The sequence below is a fragment of the Variovorax sp. P1_H12_2 genome (assembly GCF_056405335.1).
Genome location: NZ_JBFUCI010000084.1, coordinates 1 through 18,300, shown reverse-complemented (window position 1 = coordinate 18,300; position 18,300 = coordinate 1). Strand labels below are relative to the sequence as shown.

At 67.4% G+C, this 18,300-nt stretch carries 24 protein-coding genes; 3 read left to right on the top strand and 21 right to left on the bottom strand.

Annotated elements, in window-relative coordinates; all coding sequences use genetic code 11:
- The coding region (locus tag AC1D2K_RS11300) for a S1C family serine protease (protein WP_478088911.1) at positions 1-952 on the top strand (952 nt) is incomplete at its 5' end.
- A gap of 25 nt (positions 953-977) precedes the next feature.
- Here the strand turns inward: AC1D2K_RS11300 and tatC are convergent.
- From tatC to AC1D2K_RS11255, 9 genes are all read right to left on the bottom strand, one after another.
- Positions 978-1,775 (bottom strand): twin-arginine translocase subunit TatC, encoded by a 798-nt coding sequence (gene tatC, locus AC1D2K_RS11295; protein ID WP_478088910.1) that lies wholly within the window; start codon positions 1,773-1,775, stop codon positions 978-980.
- A 64-nt stretch (positions 1,776-1,839) separates the two neighbouring features.
- The gene (tatB, locus tag AC1D2K_RS11290) at positions 1,840-2,298 is read right to left on the bottom strand and encodes a Sec-independent protein translocase protein TatB (RefSeq protein ID WP_478088909.1); all 459 of its coding nucleotides are present in this window, start codon (positions 2,296-2,298) and stop codon (positions 1,840-1,842) included.
- 13 nt (positions 2,299-2,311) lie between these two features.
- Positions 2,312-2,548: a Sec-independent protein translocase subunit TatA gene (gene tatA, locus AC1D2K_RS11285; RefSeq protein ID WP_478088907.1), complete on the bottom strand. Its 237-nt coding sequence runs from the start codon at positions 2,546-2,548 to the stop codon at positions 2,312-2,314.
- Between the two features lie 65 nt (positions 2,549-2,613).
- Positions 2,614-2,973 (bottom strand): histidine triad nucleotide-binding protein, encoded by a 360-nt coding sequence (locus tag AC1D2K_RS11280; RefSeq protein ID WP_478088906.1) that lies wholly within the window; start codon positions 2,971-2,973, stop codon positions 2,614-2,616.
- Positions 2,963-3,352 (bottom strand): DUF4870 family protein, encoded by a 390-nt coding sequence (locus AC1D2K_RS11275; RefSeq protein ID WP_478088905.1) that lies wholly within the window; start codon positions 3,350-3,352, stop codon positions 2,963-2,965. Before AC1D2K_RS11275 ends, AC1D2K_RS11280 begins: the two co-directional genes overlap by 11 nt.
- 14 nt (positions 3,353-3,366) lie before the next feature.
- Positions 3,367-3,750: a phosphoribosyl-ATP diphosphatase gene (locus AC1D2K_RS11270; protein WP_478088904.1), complete on the bottom strand. Its 384-nt coding sequence runs from the start codon at positions 3,748-3,750 to the stop codon at positions 3,367-3,369.
- Positions 3,747-4,148: a phosphoribosyl-AMP cyclohydrolase gene (gene hisI, locus AC1D2K_RS11265; RefSeq protein ID WP_478088902.1), complete on the bottom strand. Its 402-nt coding sequence runs from the start codon at positions 4,146-4,148 to the stop codon at positions 3,747-3,749. Before hisI ends, AC1D2K_RS11270 begins: the two co-directional genes overlap by 4 nt.
- 237 nt (positions 4,149-4,385) lie before the next feature.
- Positions 4,386-5,165, bottom strand: coding sequence for an imidazole glycerol phosphate synthase subunit HisF (hisF, locus tag AC1D2K_RS11260; RefSeq protein ID WP_478088901.1), 780 nt, complete (start codon positions 5,163-5,165; stop codon positions 4,386-4,388).
- Between the two features lie 21 nt (positions 5,166-5,186).
- The gene (locus AC1D2K_RS11255; RefSeq protein ID WP_478088900.1) at positions 5,187-6,029 is read right to left on the bottom strand and encodes a D-hexose-6-phosphate mutarotase; all 843 of its coding nucleotides are present in this window, start codon (positions 6,027-6,029) and stop codon (positions 5,187-5,189) included.
- 161 nt (positions 6,030-6,190) lie between these two features.
- Between AC1D2K_RS11255 and AC1D2K_RS11250 the strand changes: the two genes are divergently transcribed.
- Both AC1D2K_RS11250 and AC1D2K_RS11245 read left to right on the top strand, forming a co-directional pair.
- Positions 6,191-7,498, top strand: coding sequence for a dicarboxylate/amino acid:cation symporter (locus tag AC1D2K_RS11250; protein ID WP_478088898.1), 1,308 nt, complete (start codon positions 6,191-6,193; stop codon positions 7,496-7,498).
- Between the two features lie 9 nt (positions 7,499-7,507).
- Positions 7,508-8,449, top strand: coding sequence for an amino acid ABC transporter substrate-binding protein (locus tag AC1D2K_RS11245; RefSeq protein WP_478088897.1), 942 nt, complete (start codon positions 7,508-7,510; stop codon positions 8,447-8,449).
- A gap of 133 nt (positions 8,450-8,582) precedes the next feature.
- On the opposite strand, the gene hisA is transcribed toward AC1D2K_RS11245, so the two are convergent.
- The 12 genes from hisA to AC1D2K_RS11185 all read right to left on the bottom strand — a co-directional run bounded on the left by hisA (position 8,583) and on the right by AC1D2K_RS11185 (position 18,188).
- Positions 8,583-9,323 carry a 1-(5-phosphoribosyl)-5-[(5-phosphoribosylamino)methylideneamino]imidazole-4-carboxamide isomerase gene (hisA, locus tag AC1D2K_RS11240; protein WP_478088895.1) on the bottom strand — a complete coding sequence of 247 codons (741 nt, stop codon included), beginning with the start codon at positions 9,321-9,323 and terminating at the stop codon, positions 8,583-8,585.
- A 120-nt stretch (positions 9,324-9,443) separates the two neighbouring features.
- Positions 9,444-10,094, bottom strand: coding sequence for an imidazole glycerol phosphate synthase subunit HisH (gene hisH, locus AC1D2K_RS11235; protein WP_478088893.1), 651 nt, complete (start codon positions 10,092-10,094; stop codon positions 9,444-9,446).
- Positions 10,095-10,110: 16 nt separating this feature from the next.
- On the bottom strand, positions 10,111-10,740 hold the full coding sequence (hisB, locus tag AC1D2K_RS11230) for an imidazoleglycerol-phosphate dehydratase HisB (RefSeq protein WP_478088892.1): 630 nt from the start codon (positions 10,738-10,740) through the stop codon (positions 10,111-10,113).
- A complete protein-coding gene (hisC, locus tag AC1D2K_RS11225) occupies positions 10,737-11,828 on the bottom strand; it encodes a histidinol-phosphate transaminase (RefSeq protein WP_478088891.1) in 1,092 nt (363 codons plus the stop codon). Before hisC ends, hisB begins: the two co-directional genes overlap by 4 nt.
- A gap of 7 nt (positions 11,829-11,835) precedes the next feature.
- Complete coding sequence (locus AC1D2K_RS11220) at positions 11,836-12,216, bottom strand: hypothetical protein (RefSeq protein ID WP_478088890.1); 381 nt, start codon at positions 12,214-12,216, stop codon at positions 11,836-11,838.
- On the bottom strand, positions 12,183-12,722 hold the full coding sequence (locus AC1D2K_RS11215; protein ID WP_478088888.1) for an LbetaH domain-containing protein: 540 nt from the start codon (positions 12,720-12,722) through the stop codon (positions 12,183-12,185). Before AC1D2K_RS11215 ends, AC1D2K_RS11220 begins: the two co-directional genes overlap by 34 nt.
- Before the next feature lie 11 nt (positions 12,723-12,733).
- Positions 12,734-14,062, bottom strand: coding sequence for a histidinol dehydrogenase (gene hisD / locus AC1D2K_RS11210; RefSeq protein WP_478088887.1), 1,329 nt, complete (start codon positions 14,060-14,062; stop codon positions 12,734-12,736).
- Positions 14,059-14,697, bottom strand: a complete 639-nt coding sequence (gene hisG, locus AC1D2K_RS11205; RefSeq protein ID WP_442284735.1) for an ATP phosphoribosyltransferase — start codon at positions 14,695-14,697, stop codon at positions 14,059-14,061. The genes hisD and hisG overlap by 4 nt, the downstream gene beginning before the upstream one ends.
- The gene (gene murA / locus AC1D2K_RS11200) at positions 14,694-15,980 is read right to left on the bottom strand and encodes a UDP-N-acetylglucosamine 1-carboxyvinyltransferase (RefSeq protein ID WP_478088885.1); all 1,287 of its coding nucleotides are present in this window, start codon (positions 15,978-15,980) and stop codon (positions 14,694-14,696) included. Before murA ends, hisG begins: the two co-directional genes overlap by 4 nt.
- 18 nt (positions 15,981-15,998) lie before the next feature.
- On the bottom strand, positions 15,999-16,241 hold the full coding sequence (locus tag AC1D2K_RS11195) for a BolA family protein (RefSeq protein ID WP_478088884.1): 243 nt from the start codon (positions 16,239-16,241) through the stop codon (positions 15,999-16,001).
- Positions 16,242-16,390: 149 nt separating this feature from the next.
- Positions 16,391-17,155: an ABC transporter permease gene (locus AC1D2K_RS11190; protein WP_478088913.1), complete on the bottom strand. Its 765-nt coding sequence runs from the start codon at positions 17,153-17,155 to the stop codon at positions 16,391-16,393.
- 85 nt (positions 17,156-17,240) lie between these two features.
- A complete protein-coding gene (locus AC1D2K_RS11185) occupies positions 17,241-18,188 on the bottom strand; it encodes an ABC transporter ATP-binding protein (RefSeq protein WP_478088882.1) in 948 nt (315 codons plus the stop codon).
- Positions 18,189-18,300 lie beyond the last annotated feature (112 nt).

The window sequence follows — 18,300 nt, the reverse complement described above, 5'->3', positions numbered from 1 at the left end:
GGTCAGCATCAACACCAGCAAGGCGGCGCAGCGCTCGCCGCGCAACGACGACCCGTGGTTCCGTTTCTTCTTCGGCGACCAGGGCGACCAGCCACAAGTGGGGCTCGGCAGCGGCGTGATCGTGAGCGCCGACGGCTACATCCTCACCAACAACCATGTCGTCGAAGGCGCGGACGAGATCGACGTCACGCTCAACGACAGCCGCCATGCGCGCGGCAAGGTGATCGGCACCGACCCCGACACCGACCTCGCGGTACTCAAGATCGAGCTCGACAAGCTGCCGGTGATCGTGCTGGGGAACTCCGACGCGCTGCAGGTCGGCGACCAGGTGCTGGCCATCGGCAACCCCTTCGGCGTCGGCCAGACGGTCACCAGCGGGATTGTCTCGGCGCTCGGGCGCAACCAGCTCGGCATCAACACCTTCGAGAACTTCATCCAGACCGACGCAGCCATCAACCCGGGCAACTCGGGCGGGGCGCTGATCGACGTCAACGGCAACCTCGAGGGCATCAACACCGCGATCTATTCGCGCTCGGGCGGCAGCATGGGCATCGGCTTCGCGATTCCGGTCTCGACCGCCAAGCAGGTGCTCGAGGACATCGTGACGGCCGGCAAGGTCACGCGCGGCTGGATCGGCGTCGAGCCGAACGACCTCTCGCCCGAGCTGGCCGAGACCTTCGGCGTCAAGGCGAGCGCCGGCGTGATCATCACGGGCGTGCTGCAGAACGGCCCGGCGGCCAAGGCCGGCGTGCGCCCCGGCGACGTGATCACCGGCGTCGGCGAGAAGAGCATCGGCAACACCCAGGAACTGCTGAGCGCGGTGGCAGGCCTCAAGCCCGGCACGGCAACCCGCTTCGCGCTGCAGCGCGGCAGCGACAAGCTGGAGCTGGACGTCACGCCGGGCCTGCGGCCGCGGTCGCCGGTGCGGCGGACGCCGAACGAGACCGAGTGAATCGAAATCCCGGCGGGGCCGGAATTCAGGACTGCGCCGAGTCGGCGCTTTCTTCCGTCGGCTTGGTGAATTTCGAGAAGTAGCGCGCGCCGATGATGCCGACCTCGTACAACAGGCACATCGGGATCGCGAGCGCGAGCTGCGAGACCACGTCCGGCGGCGTCAGCACCGCGGCGACGACGAACGCCAGCACGATGAAATAGCCGCGGAACGAACGCAGCTTCTCGATCGTGACGAGCTCGAAGCGCACCAGCAGCATCACCACGATCGGCACCTGGAAGGCGACGCCGAAGGCGATGTAGAGCGAAAGGATCGCCTCCACGTAGGACGAGATGTCGGGCGTGGCATTGACCGACGGCGGCGTGAACCTCTGGATGAAGCCGAACATCTTGTCCAGCACGAAGAACTGCACGAAAGCGATGCCGCCATAGGCCAGCAGGCTGCCGAAGAAGATCAGCGGCAGCGCGAACTTCTTCTCGTGGCTGTAGAGGCCCGGCGCCACGAACATCCAGCACTGGTACATGAGCCAGGGCAGCGCCAGCAGCACCGCCGTCATCCCCAGCACCTTGAGCGGCACGAAAAAGGGCGAGAAGACGCCGATCGCGATCAGCTTGGCGTCCGGCGGCATGTGGGCGCGGATCGGCACCGCGATCATGTCGATCAGGCCGGCCGGCCCGGGCCAGATGGCCAGCAAAAGGCCGGCCACGACCAGGCCGTAGACACAGTAGAGCAGGCGATCCCGCAGCTCCATCAGGTGCTGGACGAAGGGCTGCTCGGTGCCGGCCAGTTCGTCTTCTTTGTTCTTGTCGGTGGGGTCGGCCATGTGGGGGGACGCTGCGCTCGGGAATCCGGCACGCGCTGCGCGCGGGCCGGGTCACCAGCTTGCGCTAGTTGATCTTGTGGGGGCGGTAACGGGCCACGCGCGCCGCGCCCGACAGCGCCTTGGTGCGCACGCCGTTGCGCGCCTTGTACCACTGTGGCGTGGCGCCCTGCTTCAGGCGCCAGTTCTTGCGTGGGTGCTTGTACTCGGGGAAGGAAGGCACCGTGTCGGACAGCGCGGAGAGCGTCTGCCCGCTTTCGGAGAACTGCTTCTCGAAATCGCTGGCGCTGGACTGGATGCTCTGCTCGACATCGCGCGCCGCATCCTGCACCGTGTCCTTCATCTTGCGCAGTTCGTCGAGGTCCATCGAGCGGTTGACCTCGGCCTTGACGTCATTCACGTAGCGCTGCGCCTTGCCGAGCAAGGTGCCCACGGTGCGCGCCACGCGCGGCAGCTTCTCCGGCCCGATGACGATCAGCGCCACCGCGCCGATGAGGGCCAGTTTCGAGATGCCGAGGTCGATCACGGATCGGTCTGGCTCAGGACTTCTGACGCGCTTCGACGTCGATCGTCGACTTGTCGGCRGTGGCGTTGCCGGTCACCTGGGCATTCGGGGCGGCAGGTGCGTCGGTCGAGGCGCCATCCTTCATGCCGTCCTTGAAGCCCTTCACGGCGCCGCCCAGGTCGGATCCCATGTTGCGGAGCTTCTTGGTGCCGAAGATCATCACGACGACGAGCAGCACGATCAGCCAGTGCCAGATGGAAAGTGAACCCATGGATTACTCCTGAAGAATGTGTTGGATTTTAGTCGCCGCGAAATGACCGGCCGAAATGATGGCTATCAGCCCCTGAGCCATGGCCGGGGCCCGCCCATGACGTGCACATGGAGATGGTGCACCTCCTGCCCGCCTTCGGCGCCCGTGTTGACCACGATGCGGAATCCGCCCTGGGGGTAGGGCCGGCAGCCCTGCTCGACCGCCAGCTTGGGCGCCAGGGCCATGATTCTGCCCAGCAACGCCGCGTCGTCGGACGTCACCTGCGCCATCGACGGAATGTGGCGTTTCGGGACGATCATGAAATGCACCGGCGCCCAGGGCGCGATGTCGTTGAAGACGAACAACTCGTCATCCTCGTAGACCTTGCGCGACGGGATCTTGCCCTCGATAATTTTGCAGAAGATGCAGTTCGGGTCAGATGACATTGCCTGTTTCCATGGGTCGGCCCGCGTTCATGCGCACCATCCCCTTGACGATGCGATAGAGGAACCAAAGCGAAATCAGTGCCCAGGCGATCCAGCCCGGCACGAGAAAGAGCAGCCACAACCATGAAGTCAGCACGTACAGCACGCCAGCCCACAGCACCGAACGGATGCGCCAGCTGAAGTGCGAGGCCTGCCAGCTGCCGGCAGCGTCCTCGCGCTTGACCAGGTCGATCACCAGCGCGATCAGCAGGAGGCCGATCGAAGCCTGGGCGCCGGGCAGCACGGCGCCGACCGCCACCACCAGATGCAGGATGTAACTGACCCAGCCCCAGGTCTTGAGCGAGTCGTCGGGCTCGACGGTCACGATGTCGTTGGGCATGGCGTGCGCTCCTTTCAGTCGTTGGAAGCTTCGCGGTCCTGCGCCTTGCGCAGGGCCTTTTCCTCGATGCCGCTGGTGCCTTCGCGGCGCTCGAGCTCGGCCACCACATCGGCGGGCGAGAAACCGTAGTGCGCCAGCGCCACCATGCTGTGGAACCACAGGTCGGCCACTTCGTTCACCAGTTTCGAGCGGTCTCCGCCGTGGTCGGCGTCCTTGGCGGCCATCACGACCTCGGTGGCTTCCTCACCGATCTTCTTGAGAAAGGCGTCCGGGCCCCGGTGCAGCAGGCGCGCGACGTAGCTCTGGTCGGGGTCGCCGCCGCGTGCCGGCAGCCGGCTCTCGATGACAGCGGCCAGGCGCGCGAGCGCATCTTCCGCATTGCGTGTTTCAGTGCTCATCTCGGGGACGATGTGTAGATCGAAGCGGGGTCTTTCAAGACCGGCTCGGTGACGGTCCATTGGCCGTTCTCGTACTTGCTGAAGAAACAGCTGTGGCGGCCCGTGTGGCAGGCGATGCCCGGCTCATGGCCCTGCTGCGTGACCTTGAGCAGCACCACGTCGTTGTCGCAGTCGAGCCGGATTTCGTGCACGGTCTGCACATGGCCGGACTCCTCGCCCTTGAACCACAGCTTCTTGCGCGAGCGGCTGAAGTACACGGCGCGGCCGGTCTCGGCGGTCTTGGCGAGCGCCTCGCGGTCCATCCAGGCGAACATCAGCACGTCGTTGCTGCCCTGTTCCTGCGCGATCACCGGCACCAGGCCGTTCGCGTCCCATTTCACTTCGTCGAGCCAGTTCATATCGTTCCAACACGCTGTCGCGTGACCCGCGCCGCACGAAACCGGTGCGATCCGATGCCAGGGATACCGCGGAACCGGCTTTGCCGGGCCGCTGGTATCGCCCCCTTCAWGGGGCTGAGGTCCGCGGCTCCAAGCCTGCCTGCGCAGGCTTGGACGGACCCGAAGAGCCGCTGCCTCTGGCAGCGACTCGGGGCGCCGCAGGCGCTTCGGGGGTGTTTCATATCCGGGTATTGTCGGTCACAGCCGGACCGGGATCCCGCGCGCCGCCATCTGCCGCTTGGCGTCGCCGACCGTGAACTCTCCGAAATGAAAGATGCTGGCCGCCAGTACGGCGTCGGCGCCTCCGGTCTGGATGCCGTCGGCCAGGTGCTCGAGGCTGCCGACACCGCCGGAGGCGATCACCGGCACGCTGACGGCATCGCTCACGGCCCGCGTCAGTTCGAGGTCGAAGCCGCTCTTGGTGCCGTCGCGGTCCATGCTGGTCAGGAGGATCTCGCCGGCGCCGCGGCGCGCCATCTCGACGGCCCACTGCACGGCGTCGAGGCCGGTGTTCTTGCGCCCGCCGTGGCTGTAGACGTCCCAGCCGGGACCCCGCGTGGCGGCGTCCTCGGGCGTGCGCCGCTTGGCGTCGATCGCCACCACGATGCACTGGGCGCCGTACTTGCGCGAGGCGTCCTCGATCACCTGGGGATTGGCGATCGCGGCCGAATTGAAGCTGGTCTTGTCGGCACCCGCATTGAGCAGCCGGCGCACGTCCGCCACCGTGCGCACGCCACCGCCGACGGTCAGCGGAATGAAGACCTGGGAGGCCACCGCCTCGATGATCGGCAGGATCAGGTCGCGGCCGTCGCTGGTGGCGGTGATGTCGAGGAAGGTCAGCTCGTCGGCGCCTTGCGCGTTGTAGCGCGCCGCGATCTCGACCGGGTCGCCGGCGTCGCGCAGTTCGACGAAATTGACGCCCTTGACGACGCGGCCGCCGGTGACGTCGAGGCAGGGAATGATTCGTTTGGCAAGCATGGTGTGGTTCAGGCGATGGGTTCAGGCGACCGTGAGCTGTTGCCAGCCTTGCCACTGGGCACCGGGCGCCAGCAGCACGGGTTCGTCGATGCGTGCGGCCTCGACGCAGAGCATCTGGCGCCAGCCGTCGTCGGGCAGGTCGTCGAGCTTGGCGCTGAGCTGCGGGCCCGGGTTCCAGACCACGGTCTCGGTGCAGCTCGCGCTTTGCGAGATCTCGAGTGTGCCCGAAGGCTGCACCAGCCGAAGCGGCCGGGCGGGCGCGGCGTAGACGCTGTCGAACTCGCTGCCGAAGCCCTGCGCCGGCGCCATGTCGACATGCCGGTCGTCACGCACCGCGTCCCAGCGGTTGGCACCCTGCAGGCCTTCGAGCCGGGCCAAGGTGACATCGTCGACCCGCAGGTAGCTGTGAAGCGCGGCCGCGAAGGACAACGGGCCGCTGCCGCTGTTGTCGATCGTGAGCGCGACGCGCAGCGCCCGCGGCGCCAGGGTGACGGCCAGCCGGGCCCGGAACGCATGCGGCCAGAGCGCGCGGGTGGCCGCGCTCTCGCGCAGCGTCAGCACCACGGTGTCGCGCCGGCCGGCGGCCTCGGGGGCCTCGGCGGTCCAGGGCAGGTTGCGGGCGAAGCCGTGCTTGGGCAGCGACCCGCGCTGATTGAACTGCGGCCAGCAGACCGGCACGCCGCCGCGGATCGCGCTCTGGCCATCGAAGCGGGCCTCGGGGCTCAGGTAGAGCCGCTCCACGCCATCGGCCGTGGTCCAGGACAGCACATGGGCGCCATGCAAGGCCACGGTACAGCTGCCGCCGTCCGGCAGCGCGAGGCACACGGCCGGCTGGCCACGAAAGTCGAGGGCGCTGGAGGTCATGGCCCGATTCTAGATTTGGGGCGGTCCTCGCGATGCGCCATCGGAATCGCAGGGGCATTGCGAACGGCGCGAATTTCGCTTGAAATGGGCTCAACCGGCGGCAGCTGTTGCGCGCCCCCGGCGGAATCCGCGCTTCAGAACAACTCGCACAAGGAGTCGCCATGAGAAGGAAACTGYCGCCGGCAGCCTGGATTCTGATCGCGATGCTGATCGGGATCGTGATCGGCTACATGGTCTTCGTCAATTTCCCGGACAAGAAGACCGCGGTCGAGATCGCGGGCTACATCTCGATCATGTCCGACGTCTTCCTGCGCCTGATCAAGATGCTGATCGGGCCGCTGGTCTTCTCGACGCTGGTGGTCGGGATCGCCCACATGGGCGACGCCGCCGCGGTCGGCCGCGTGTTCGGCAAGGCGCTGGGCTGGTTCATCACCGCCTCGCTGATCTCGCTGGTGCTGGGCCTGATCATGGCCAACCTGCTGCAGCCGGGCCACAACCTGGGCCTGCCGCTGCCCGACATCGGGTCTTCCGCCAACCTCGCGACCTCCAAGTTCACGCTGAAGGATTTCATCAGCCACGTGGTCCCGAAGTCCTTCGTCGAGGCCATGGCCAACAACGAGATCCTGCAGATCGTGGTGTTCTCGATGTTCTTCGGCGTCGCCCTGGCCTCGCTCGGCGAAAAGGCGCGCACGCTGATCAACGCCATCGACGAGCTCTCGCACGCGATGCTCAAGATCACCGGCTACGTGATGAAGCTCGCCCCGCTCGCCGTGATGGCCGCGATGGCCGCCACCGTCGCCACCAACGGCCTGGGCATCCTGCTCAAGTTCGCGGTCTTCATGGGTGGCTTCTACCTGAGCCTGTTCATGCTGTGGGGTTTGCTGGCACTGGCCGGCTTTGTCTTCCTGGGGCCACGCATCGTGACGCTGCTGAAGCTGATCCGCGAGCCCTTCCTGCTGTCCTTCGCAACGGCCAGTTCGGAGGCCGCCTATCCGAAGATCCTGATCGCGCTCGACCGCTTCGGCGTCAAGCGCAAGATCTCCAGCTTCGTGATGCCGATGGGCTACTCGTTCAACCTCGATGGCTCGATGATGTACTGCACCTTCGCCGTGCTGTTCATCGCCCAGGCCTACGACATCCCGCTGTCGATCGGCACCCAGATCACGATGCTGCTGATCCTGATGCTGACCTCCAAGGGCATGGCCGGCGTGCCGCGCGCCTCGCTGGTGGTGATCGCCGCGACCCTGAACCAGTTCAACATCCCCGAAGCCGGACTGCTTCTGATCCTCGGCGTCGACACCTTCCTGGACATGGGGCGCTCCGCCACCAATGCGGTGGGCAATTCGATCGCCACGGCGGTGGTGGCCAAGTGGGAGGGCGAGCTGCTCTCCGAGAGCGACGCCGCGGCCAACGCGCGGGCCATGGATGCCGAGAGCGCCGCAACCCTCGCCCATCCGGCGCACGCCTGAGGAGCGGCCATGACGCCCGTCCGGATCCGCCTCGGGACTGCCGCCGTGCTGCTGGGCGCACTACTGGGCTTGGCGCCGGCCGCGTTCGCGCAGCCCGAGCCGGCGCCGGCGGGTCCGGCGAGCCTGACCGGCACCCTGGCCAGGGCACGGGACGCCGGTGTGGTGGTCATCGGCTACCGGGAGTCGTCGGTGCCGTTCTCCTTCCTGTCGCCGCGCAAGGAACCGATCGGCTACTCGATCGAGCTGTGCAAGGCGGTGGTCGAGGCCATGAGCGATGCGGTGCACAAGACGCTGGCCATCCGCTGGCTGCCCGTGACCGCCGAATCGCGCATCGATGCGGTGGTCAGCGGCCAGGTCGACCTCGAATGCGGCTCCACCACCAGCAACCTGGAGCGCCAGAGACGCGTGGCCTTCTCGCCGACGATGTTCGTCTCGGGCACCCGGCTGCTGGTGAAGAAGGGCTCGCCGATCCAGTCGTTCCGCGACCTGGCCGGCAAGCCGGTGGCCGTGACCGCCGGCACCACCAACGAGAAGACCCTGCGCGACCTGTCGGCGCGCTTCAAGCTGGGACTGAACCTGCTGGTGTCGCGCGACCATGCCGATTCGTTCGCGCTGGTGAAGTCCGGCCAGGCCGAGGCCTTCGCGACCGACGAGGTGCTGCTGTACGGCCTGATCGCGCAGGACCGGGGCGGCGCCGGAGGTGCCAGCGACTACCAGGTGGTCGGCGACTTCCTCTCGTACGACCCCTACGGCGTGATGTACCGCAAGGACGATCCGCAGCTGGCCAAGGTGGTCAACGACACCTTCCAGGCGCTGGCCGAGGACGGCGAGATCGAGCGCCAGTACAAGCGCTGGTTCCTGCGCAAGCTGCCGTCCGGCACCAGCCTCGACCTGCCCATGAGCCCGCAGCTCGAAACCATCATCCAGACCATGGCCGTCAAGACAGAATAGCCCGCTGCACCGGCCGGCGCAGCCAGGCCCGTTCGTGAAACACCGCGGAACCGGCTTTGCCGGGCCGCAGGTGTTGCCCCCGGTAGGGGGTGGGCGCCCGACACGAAGTGCGGGCAACCTGGGGGCGAGCTAGTTACGCCGCCAGTTCGTCCGCGCGAGCCTGGGCGGCGGCGAAATCGAGGTCGCCCGAGTAGATCGCACGGCCGCAGATCACGCCCTCGACGCCATCGGGCTCGACCGCGCACAGCTTGTCGATGTCAGCCATGTTCGACAGCCCGCCCGAGGCGATCACGGGGATCGTGAGCGCCTGCGCCAGCCGCACGGTGGCCTCGATGTTGATGCCCGACAGCATGCCGTCGCGGCCGATGTCGGTGTAGATGATCGACTCGACGCCGTAGTCCTCGAACTTCTTGCCCAGGTCGGCGACCTCGTGGCCGGTCAGCTTGCTCCAGCCGTCGGTCGCCACCTTGCCGTCCTTGGCGTCGAGGCCGACGATGATGTGGCCGCCGAAGGCGCTGCAGGCATCTTTCAGGAAGCCGGGATTCTTGACCGCCGCGGTGCCGATGATCACGTAGCGCAAGCCGTCGTCGATGTAGCGCTCGATCGTGTCCAGGTCGCGGATGCCGCCACCGAGCTGCACCGGGATGTCGTCGCCGACTTCCCTCAGGATCGCCTTGATCGCCGCATGATTCTGCGGTTTGCCGGCAAAGGCGCCATTCAGGTCGACCAGGTGCAGCCGGCGCGCACCGGCTTCAAGCCATTTGCGCGCCATGGCGGCCGGGTCTTCGCTGAAAGTGGTGGACTGGTCCATATCGCCTTGCTTGAGGCGAACACAGTGGCCATCCTTGAGGTCGATCGCAGGAATGAGAAGCATGGTGATGCGGGATTGCGTGGCGGACGAAAGGGGACGGGGACAGTGGGCGGGGGAATGCGCGATGGTACTCAGAACCCGGCAGGCACAGGCCGGGGCCGAGCGATGGGGGCGTTCACTGCGTCAGGGATTCCAGTGGAGGAAATTTCGATAGAGCTGCAACCCGTGCTCCGCACTCTTCTCGGGGTGGAACTGGGTTGCAAAAATATTATCGCGTGCCAGGGCGGCGGTAAAGCGCTCGCCGTAGTCGGCCTCCCCTACGCTGTGGGCGACGTCGGCGGGCCTGGCGTAGAAGCTGTGGACGAAATAGAAGTAGCTCTGGTCGGGCACCCCGGCCCAGACCGGGTGCGCCCGCGTCTGAAAGACCTGGTTCCAGCCCATCTGCGGCACCTTGTAGCGGCTGCCGTCCGGCTGCGTGYGGCCCTCGAGTTCGAACCTGCGCACTTCGCCAGGGATCAGGCCCAGGCCGTCGGTAGGCCCTTCGTCGCTATGGGACAGCAGCATCTGCATGCCGACGCAGACACCGAACAGCGGCTTGCTGGCCGCGGCCTCGAGCACCGACTCGAGCAGGCCGGAGTCGGCCAGCTCGCGCATGCAGTCGGGCATGGCACCCTGCCCCGGCAGCACCACCCGGGTGGCCCGGCGCACCACCTCCGGATCGGAGGTGACGAACACCTCCACCCCGACCTGGTCGGCCGCGTGCTGCACGGCCTGCGACACCGAGCGCAGGTTGCCCATGCCGTAGTCGACGACGGCGACGGTATTGGCGGTCATTGGGCGTCGTGGCGGCTCAGAGCGAACCCTTGGTGGAAGGAATGACACCCGCGGAGCGCGGGTCGAGTTCCAGGGCGGAGCGAAGCGCCCGGGCGAAGGCCTTGAACACGGTCTCGCACTGGTGGTGCGCGTTGACACCCTTGAGGTTGTCGATATGCAGTGTCACGAAGGCGTGGTTGGCAAAACCGTGGAAGAACTCGTAGGTCAGCTGGCTGTCGAAGGTGCCGATCATGCCACTGGTGAAGGGAACGTCCATCACCAGGCCCGGGCGGCCGGAGAAGTCGATCACCACGCGGCTCAGCGCCTCGTCCAGCGGGACGTAGGCGTGGCCATAGCGGCGGATGCCCTTCTTGTCGCCCACGGCCTTGGCCACGGCCTGCCCCAGCGTGATGCCCACATCCTCCACCGTGTGGTGGCCGTCGATGTGCAGGTCGCCCTGGCAGTCGATGTCGAGGTCGATCAGGCCGTGACGGGCGATCTGGTCAAGCATGTGGTCGAAAAAGCCGATGCCGGTCGACAGTTTCGCGCGGCCGGTGCCGTCGAGGTCGACCTGGACCGTGATCTTGGTTTCGGCCGTGTTGCGGGTGACGCAGGCCGTGCGCGCGCCGGTGGCGACGACGGCTTCGGGTGCCAGAGGGGTGTTCATAGTGAGGCTTCGAGGGCGGCGAGCATCTGCGCGTTCTCGTCGGCGGTTCCGACCGTGAGGCGCAGGCAGTTCGCGAGCAATGGGTGCATTTTAGAAACGTTCTTGACCAGCACGCCGCGCGCCTTCATTCCTTCGAAGGTCTTTGCGGCATCGGGCACCCGGATCAGGATCATGTTGGCCTCGCTCGGCCAGCTCTTGACCGCCGGCAGCCGCGCCAGGCGCTCGACCACCCCCGCGCGCTGGTCGCGGATCTCGGCCGCCTGCCCGGCGAACACCTCGGCATGCTCGAGCGCGAACAGTGCGCATTCGCAGTTGAGCACGCTGATGTTGTAGGGCGGGCGCACCTTGTCGACCTCCGCAATCAGCGCCGCCGGGCCCATCAGGTAGCCCAGCCGGGCTCCGGCCAGGCCGAACTTGCTGAGCGTGCGCATCAGGAGCACGTGGCCGTGGCGCGCGACGCGGTCGATGTAGCTGCGGCCGGCAAACGGCTGGTAGGCCTCGTCGATCACCACCAGGCCGCCCTGCGCGCCCTGGGCCAGGACGATCTTCTCGATCACCGCGTCGTCCCACAGGTTGGCGGTCGGGTTGTTCGGATAGGCCAGGAAGACGATGGCCGGCTTCTCCCTGGCGATGGCTTCGAGCATGGCGGTCTCGTCGAGCTCGAAATCGGCGGTCAGCGGCACGCCGACAAAGCGCAGCCCCTGCAGCTGGGCGCTCACGGCGTACATCACGAAGCCGGGCACCGGCGCCAGGATCGCGGCACCGGGCAGGTCGCAGGCCAGCGCCAGCAAGGAGATCAGCTCGTCCGAGCCGTTGCCGAGCATCAGCGCGAAGCCCTCGGGCATGGCGGCATGGGCGGCCAGCGCTCGCTGCAGGTCGGCGCCGCGTTCCCCCGGGTAGCGGTTCAGCGCCAGGGCGCCGAGGCGCTGTCCGAGCGCGGCCTGCAGCGCGGGCGGCAGGCCGTGGGGGTTTTCCATGGCGTCGAGCTTGAGCAGGCCGCGGGCGTCCTGCACGGCATAGGCATGCATGGATTGGATGTCGGCGCGGATGCGGCCCAGTACGCGGCGGGTGTCGTCGGTGGCAGTCATTCGGAGTTCAGGGGTTGCAGCGGTAGCTGTTGCGCAGCGCGGCGGAAAGCACCAGCTGGACCGGCATGTCGGCCTCGTAGCTGTCGGCGTTGCGCGTCAGTTCGGATTGGTAGAGCGAGCGTGCCATCACGGGTTCGAGCCGGCGGCCGTTGATGCAGAAGATCGGCTTGCGGCCCGCGCGCAGCTCCGCGTCGCTGGCCTCGCGCAGACCTTCCATGACTCCGACGAGGTAGTAGTTGGCGTAGAGCTTGCCCTCCTTCTCGTTGGCCTCGAGCAGGCGCAGTTCGCGGATCGACATCGCCTGCGCGAGCGTCGACAGCATCAGCAGCGCCAGGCAGGCGCCCGCCGCGCGGATCAGTCGCGCGGGCGTGGCTTGATCAGCACGCATGGGTTCCCCGCATGGACGCAGTGGCCCTCGAGATCGCGCGTCACGACCGAGCGGGCGCCGACCACGGCGCCATCGCCGATCGTGACGCCCGGCGCCACGAAGGTCTCGGCCGCCAGCCAGACTCCGTCGCCGACGCGGATGTCGTCCCAGATCAGCGGAAAGCTGGGCCGCTTGTAGTCGTGGGTGCCGGTGCACAGCCACACCCGCTGCGAGACGCAGCAGTTCTTGCCGATCCGGACCTCGCCGTAGTTGTAGATCTCGACGCCCTCGCCGATCGCGGTGTACTCGCCGATCACCAGATTCCACGGCATCAGCACCTTCACGCCGGCGCTGATCAGCACCTTCTCGCCGAGCCGGGCGCCATAGAGCCGCAACAGGAAGAGCCGAAGCGGCGACAGCGCGCGCGGCCCGACGCGACCCAGCAGGGCCCAGACCAGCATCCAGGAAGCGCGTCGCAGCTTCTGGCCCAGGGTCCAGGGATGCCCCCGACTGGTCTTGAGATCCATGCCGTCCGGTTTCACGGCGTTGCGCCGCGCAGGCGCAACTCGGCCGCCCGCGCATGCGCCTGCAGCCCCTCGCCGTGCGCCAGCACCGAGGCGACCTGGCCGAGCACCTGGGCGCCCTCCTCGCTGACCTCGATCAGGCTCGAGCGCTTCTGGAAATCGTAGACGCCGAGCGGCGAGCTGAAACGCGCGGTGCCGCTGGTGGGCAGCACGTGGTTGGGGCCGGCGCAGTAGTCGCCCAGGCTTTCGCTGGTGTAGGCGCCCAGGAAGATCGCGCCCGCATGCCGCAGCAGCGGTTCCCAGCGGTGCGGCTCCGTGCTGCTGACTTCCAGGTGCTCGGGTGCGATGCGGTTGCTGATCTCGCACGCCTCTTCCATGCTGCGCGTCTGGATCAGGGCGCCACGGCCGCTGAGCGAGGCGGCGATGATCGCGGCGCGCGGCATCGAGGGCAGCAGCCGGTCGATCTCCTGCTGCACGCGCTCGATGTAGCCGGCGTCCGGACACAGCAGGATGCTCTGCGCCAGCTCGTCGTGCTCGGCCTGGCTGAACAGGTCCATGGCCACCCACTCGGGCGAGGTGCTGCCGTCGGCCAGCACCAGGATCTCGCTCGGGCCCGCGATCATGTCGATGCCCACGGTGCCGAAGACCCGGCGCTTGGCGGCCGCGACGTAGGCGTTGCCAGGCCCGGTGATCTTGTCGACCGCCGGAATCGTCGCCGTGCCATAGGCCAGCGCCGCCACCGCCTGGGCGCCGCCGATGGTGAAGGCACGCGTCACGCCTGCGACGTGCGCCGCGGCCAGCACCAGCGGGTTCTTCTCGCCGCCCGGCGTGGGCACGACCATGATGATTTCGCCGACACCGGCGACGTGCGCGGGAATCGCGTTCATCAGCACGCTCGACGGATAGGCGGCCTTGCCGCCCGGCACGTAGATGCCGACGCGGTCCAGCGGCGTGACCTTCTGGCCGAGCAGCGTGCCGTCGGCATCGCGGTAGCTCCAGCTCTCGCCGCTGGCCTTCTTCTGGGCCTCGTGGTAGGTGCGTACGCGGCGCGCGGCGGCTTCGAGCGCCTCCCGCTGTTCGGCCGGCAGCGATTCGAAGGCGGAACGAAGCTCGGCCGCCGTCAGTTCCAGCGCGTCGACGCTGTCGAGGTCGAGTCGATCGAAACGGCGCGTGTACTCGAGCACCGCCTCGTCGCCGCGGCGCCGCACGTCGGCGAGGATGTCGGCCACCACCTGCTCGATCGCGGCATCGGCCTCGGCGGACCAATGCAGGCGCGCCTGGAATTCGGCCTCGAAGTTGGCCGAAGCGGTCGAGAGACGGGCGGGGGCGGCTTTCAGGTTCATTTCGGAATGGCCGATGCGAAGGCGTCGACGATGTGGCGGATGGCCTCTTGCTTGAGCTTGAGCGCGGCCTGGTTGACCACCAGGCGGGCGCTGATGTCCATGATGCGCTCGACCTCCACCAGGTGGTTGGCCTTGAGCGTGTTGCCGGTCGAGACCAGGTCGACGATCGCGTCCGCGAGGCCGGTGAGCGGCGCCAGCTCCATGCTGCCATAGAGCTTGATCAGGTCGACGTGCACACCCTTGCTGGCGAAGAACTCGCGCGCCAGGCCGACGTACTTGGTCGCCACCTTGAGGCGCGAGCCCTGCTTGACGGCCGAAGCGTAGTCGTAGTCGGCGCGCACCGCGACGCTCAGGCGACAGGCTGCGATGCGCAGGTCCAGCGGCTGGTAGAGGCCCTGGTTGCCATGCTCGAGCAGCACGTCGAGGCCGGTCACGCCGAGGTCGGCGCCGCCATACTGGACGTAGGTCGGCACGTCCGACGCACGCACCAGCACCACGCGCACATCGGGCCGCGTGGTGGCCAGGATCAGCTTGCGCGAGGTCTCCGGATCCTCGGTCACCTCGATGCCGGCTGCGGCCAGCAGCGGCAGCGTTTCCTCGAAGATGCGGCCCTTCGAAAGCGCGAGCGTGATCACGGCAGCACCTCCGCCGACCCGCTGACCCGCTCGATGTCGGCGCCCAGGCCGCGCAGCTTGCCTTCCATGCGGTCGTAGCCGCGGTCGAGGTGATAGATGCGATCCACCATGGTCTCGCCATCGGCCACGAGGCCGGCGATCACCAGGCTGGCGGACGCCCGCAGGTCGGTCGCCATCACGGTGGCGCCGGACAGCTGCGAGACGCCCTCGATCACCGCCACCTTGCCGTCGGTCTGGATCTTGGCGCCCAGGCGCAGCATCTCGTCGACGTGCATGAAGCGATTCTCGAAGATCGTCTCGGTCACGGTCGAGGTGCCTTCGGCAATCGCATTGAGCGCCATGAACTGGGCCTGCATGTCGGTCGGAAAGCCCGGGTACTCGGTGGTGCGGAAGCTCTGCGCCTTGAGCCGGCCCTGGCTTTGAACGCGGATACCGCCATCGACCGCCGACACCTGCGCGCCGGCTTCGCGCAGCTTTTCGATGACCGCGTCGAGATGATCGGCCCGGCCATGCTTCAGGAACACGTCGCCACCGGTCGCGGCCACGGCGCACAGGAAGGTGCCGGCCTCGATCCGGTCCGCCACCACCTGGTGGGTGCAGCCGTTCAGCCGCTCGACGCCCTGGATCCGGATGCGGCTGCTGCCATGGCCTTCGATCGTCGCCCCCATCGCGATCAGCATCTCGGCCAGGTCCGCGATCTCGGGCTCCTGGGCGGCGTTCTCCAGCACGGTCTCGCCATCGGCCAGCACGGCCGCCATCATGAAATTCTCGGTGCCCGTGACGGTCACCATGTCGGTCGTGATGCGGGCGCCGTGCAAGCGCGTGCGCCCGCCGCCGATGCGCGCCACCATGTAGCCGTGCTCCACCACGATCTCGGCGCCCATGGCCTGCAGGCCCTTGATGTGCTGGKCGACCGGCCGCGAGCCGATGGCGCAGCCGCCGGGCAGCGAGACCCTGGCTCGGCCGAAGCGCGCCAACAGCGGTCCGAGTGCAAGCACCGAGGCACGCATGGTCTTGACCAGCTCATAGGGCGCCTCGGGCAGTTCGAGCGCACGCGCATCGATGCGAACCGTGCCGTTGTCGTCGCGTTCGGCCACGACGCCCATGTTGTGGACCAGCTTGAGCATGGTCGCGACGTCCTTGAGGCGCGGCACGTTGTGCAGCGTGACCGGTTGGTCGGTCAGGAGCGCCGCGCAGAGTTCGGGCAACGCCGCGTTCTTGGCGCCGGAAATGAGTACTTCGCCGCGAAGCTTGCGCCCGCCGCGAATCAAGAGTTTGTCCATGAGGAATCCAGCGGAGGTCTAGCGAGACTGGCCTGCCCATTCGGCAGGCGTGAAGGTTTTCATCGAGAGCGCATGTACCTCGTCGGTATGCATTTTCGCGCCCAGGGTGGCATAGACCCGCTGATGACGCTGGATGGCGCGCTTGCCCTCGAATTCGGGCGAGACGATGGTGGCGTACCAGTGGCGGCCATCACCCTCGAGCGTGATGTGGTCGCAGAGCAGGCCCGCCTGGATGATCGATTTCAATTCTTCTGCAGTCATGTCAGTTTTCCAGCGCGCGATCGCGTGACCCGAGACGCATGAAGCGGTCCCGGCGCAAGGCCAGGGATACCGCGGAGCCGGCTTTGCCGGGCCGCCGGTATCGCCCCCTTGAGGGGGAGGCGCCGCAGGCGCTTCGGGGGTGGTTCATTTCATCCGCGGATTTTGTAGCCGATGCGCAGCAGGTGGACCGCGATCGCGCTCACCACCAGCCAGGCGCTGCCGACGATCGCCAGGCTCAGCCACGGCGAGGCGTCGCTGACGCCGAAGAAGCCGAAACGGAAGCCGTCGATCATGTAGAAGAAGGGGTTCAGGTGGCTCACCGTCTGCCAGAAAGGCGGCAGCGAGCCGATCGAATAGAACACGCCGGACAGGAAGGTCATCGGCATGATGAGGAAGTTCTGGAACACCGCCATCTGGTCGAACTTCTCGGCCCAGAGGCCGGCGATCAGCCCCAGCGTGCCCAGGATGGCGGCGCCCAGGAAGGCGAACACCAGGATCCACAGCGGCGCCACGAAACCCGGCATGGCAAAGAAGGCCGTCACCACGAACACGCCCAGGCCGACGGCCAGCCCGCGCACGATCGACGAGCCGACATAGGCGAAGAACCAGCCCCAGTGCGAGAGCGGCGTCAGCAGCACGAACACCAGGCTGCCCATGATCTTGCTCTGGATGATCGACGACGAGCTGTTGGCGAAGGCGTTCTGCAACACGCTCATCATCACCAGGCCCGGCACCAGGAAGGCCGTGTAGCTCACCGTGCCGTAGACCTTGACGTGATCCTCCAGCACGTGGCCGAAGACCATCAGGTAGAGCACCGCGGTCAGCACCGGGGCGCCGACGGTCTGGAAGCCGACCTTCCAGAAGCGCAGCGTTTCCTTGTACAGAAGCGCCCGCCACCCCAACGCGTTGATCATCATGTGAGCCCCCACGCCCGGCACTGCGTGTCCGAGCTGCCCCCCGAGGGGGCGTTCGCTTGCTTGGGGCGGCCCGGCGCGGCGCTCATCGGGCGACCTCCAGCGGCGTCTGCTCGCCGGCCATCAGGTCGATGAACACGTCCTCCAGGTCGGCCTTGCGCATCTCGACGTCCTCGACATCGAGACCGGCTTCGCGGATCGCGGCCAGCAGCTGCTCGACCTCATAGGCGTTCTGCGCCGGCAACTGCACGATGCGACCCGTGATGCGCGCGTGCTGCGCGATCGACCAGGGCAGCATGCCGTCGGTCTTGAAGCGCAGCACGTTGCTGGCGGCATTGCGCAGCAGCTCGCTGGTGCGGTCGAGCGCGATCACGCGGCCCTGCTTGAGCATTGCGATCCGATGGCACAGCGCCTCGGCCTCCTCGAGGTAGTGGGTGGTCAGCAGCACCGTGCTGCCCTGCTTGTTGAGCTTGGCCACGAACTGCCACAGCGTCTGCCGCAGCTCGACGTCGACGCCTGCGGTGGGTTCGTCCAGCACGATCACCGGCGGCTTGTGGACCAGCGCCTGCGCGACCAGCACGCGCCGCTTCATGCCGCCCGAGAGCTGCCGCATGTTGGCATTCGCCTTGTCGGCCAGGCCGAGGCTGTGCAGCAGTTCGTCGATCCAGGCGTCGTTGTTCCGGATGCCGAAATAGCCCGACTGGATGCGCAGCGCCTCGCGGACGTTGAAAAAGGGGTCGAAGACCAGCTCCTGCGGCACCACGCCGAGCTGGCGGCGCGCCTGGGCGTAGTCCTTCTGCACGTCGAAGCCGTGGACGCCGATGGCGCCGCTGGTCGGGCGCGCGAGACCCGCGAGCATGCTGATCAGCGTGGTCTTGCCGGCGCCGTTCGGTCCCAGGAGGCCGAAGAACTCGCCCTCCTCGATCTGGAAGCTCACGTCGTCGACAGCGCGAAGCCCAGGTTTGCCCTGGTTTCGTTGCTGGCGTGAGGCGGGGTAGGTCTTGGAGACCGATTGGAAGGAGATCGCGGGCATTGGAACGGAGCATTTTAAGCTCGCCCCCAGGTTGGCTCACTTCGTGTAGCCGCCCACCCCCTACCGGGGGCGCAGTCAGCGGCCCGGCGAAGCCGGTTCCGCGACTGCCCAC

Coding starts and splice junctions, on each gene's coding strand:
- AC1D2K_RS11270 (WP_478088904.1), bottom strand. CDS start 3,750: ATGAGCACTGAAACACGCAATGCGGAAGATGCGCTCGCGCGCCTGGCC.
- AC1D2K_RS11185 (WP_478088882.1), bottom strand. CDS start 18,188: ATGCCCGCGATCTCCTTCCAATCGGTCTCCAAGACCTACCCCGCCTCA.
- hisF (WP_478088901.1), bottom strand. CDS start 5,165: ATGCTTGCCAAACGAATCATTCCCTGCCTCGACGTCACCGGCGGCCGC.
- hisA (WP_478088895.1), bottom strand. CDS start 9,323: ATGCTTCTCATTCCTGCGATCGACCTCAAGGATGGCCACTGTGTTCGC.
- hisB (WP_478088892.1), bottom strand. CDS start 10,740: ATGAACACCCCTCTGGCACCCGAAGCCGTCGTCGCCACCGGCGCGCGC.
- AC1D2K_RS11280 (WP_478088906.1), bottom strand. CDS start 2,973: ATGTCATCTGACCCGAACTGCATCTTCTGCAAAATTATCGAGGGCAAG.
- AC1D2K_RS11215 (WP_478088888.1), bottom strand. CDS start 12,722: ATGGATCTCAAGACCAGTCGGGGGCATCCCTGGACCCTGGGCCAGAAG.
- hisD (WP_478088887.1), bottom strand. CDS start 14,062: ATGAACCTGAAAGCCGCCCCCGCCCGTCTCTCGACCGCTTCGGCCAAC.
- AC1D2K_RS11220 (WP_478088890.1), bottom strand. CDS start 12,216: ATGCGTGCTGATCAAGCCACGCCCGCGCGACTGATCCGCGCGGCGGGC.
- tatC (WP_478088910.1), bottom strand. CDS start 1,775: ATGGCCGACCCCACCGACAAGAACAAAGAAGACGAACTGGCCGGCACC.
- hisI (WP_478088902.1), bottom strand. CDS start 4,148: ATGAACTGGCTCGACGAAGTGAAATGGGACGCGAACGGCCTGGTGCCG.
- AC1D2K_RS11275 (WP_478088905.1), bottom strand. CDS start 3,352: ATGCCCAACGACATCGTGACCGTCGAGCCCGACGACTCGCTCAAGACC.
- AC1D2K_RS11195 (WP_478088884.1), bottom strand. CDS start 16,241: ATGACTGCAGAAGAATTGAAATCGATCATCCAGGCGGGCCTGCTCTGC.
- AC1D2K_RS11255 (WP_478088900.1), bottom strand. CDS start 6,029: ATGACCTCCAGCGCCCTCGACTTTCGTGGCCAGCCGGCCGTGTGCCTC.
- hisC (WP_478088891.1), bottom strand. CDS start 11,828: ATGACTGCCACCGACGACACCCGCCGCGTACTGGGCCGCATCCGCGCC.
- AC1D2K_RS11190 (WP_478088913.1), bottom strand. CDS start 17,155: ATGATCAACGCGTTGGGGTGGCGGGCGCTTCTGTACAAGGAAACGCTG.
- AC1D2K_RS11245 (WP_478088897.1), top strand. CDS start 7,508: ATGACGCCCGTCCGGATCCGCCTCGGGACTGCCGCCGTGCTGCTGGGC.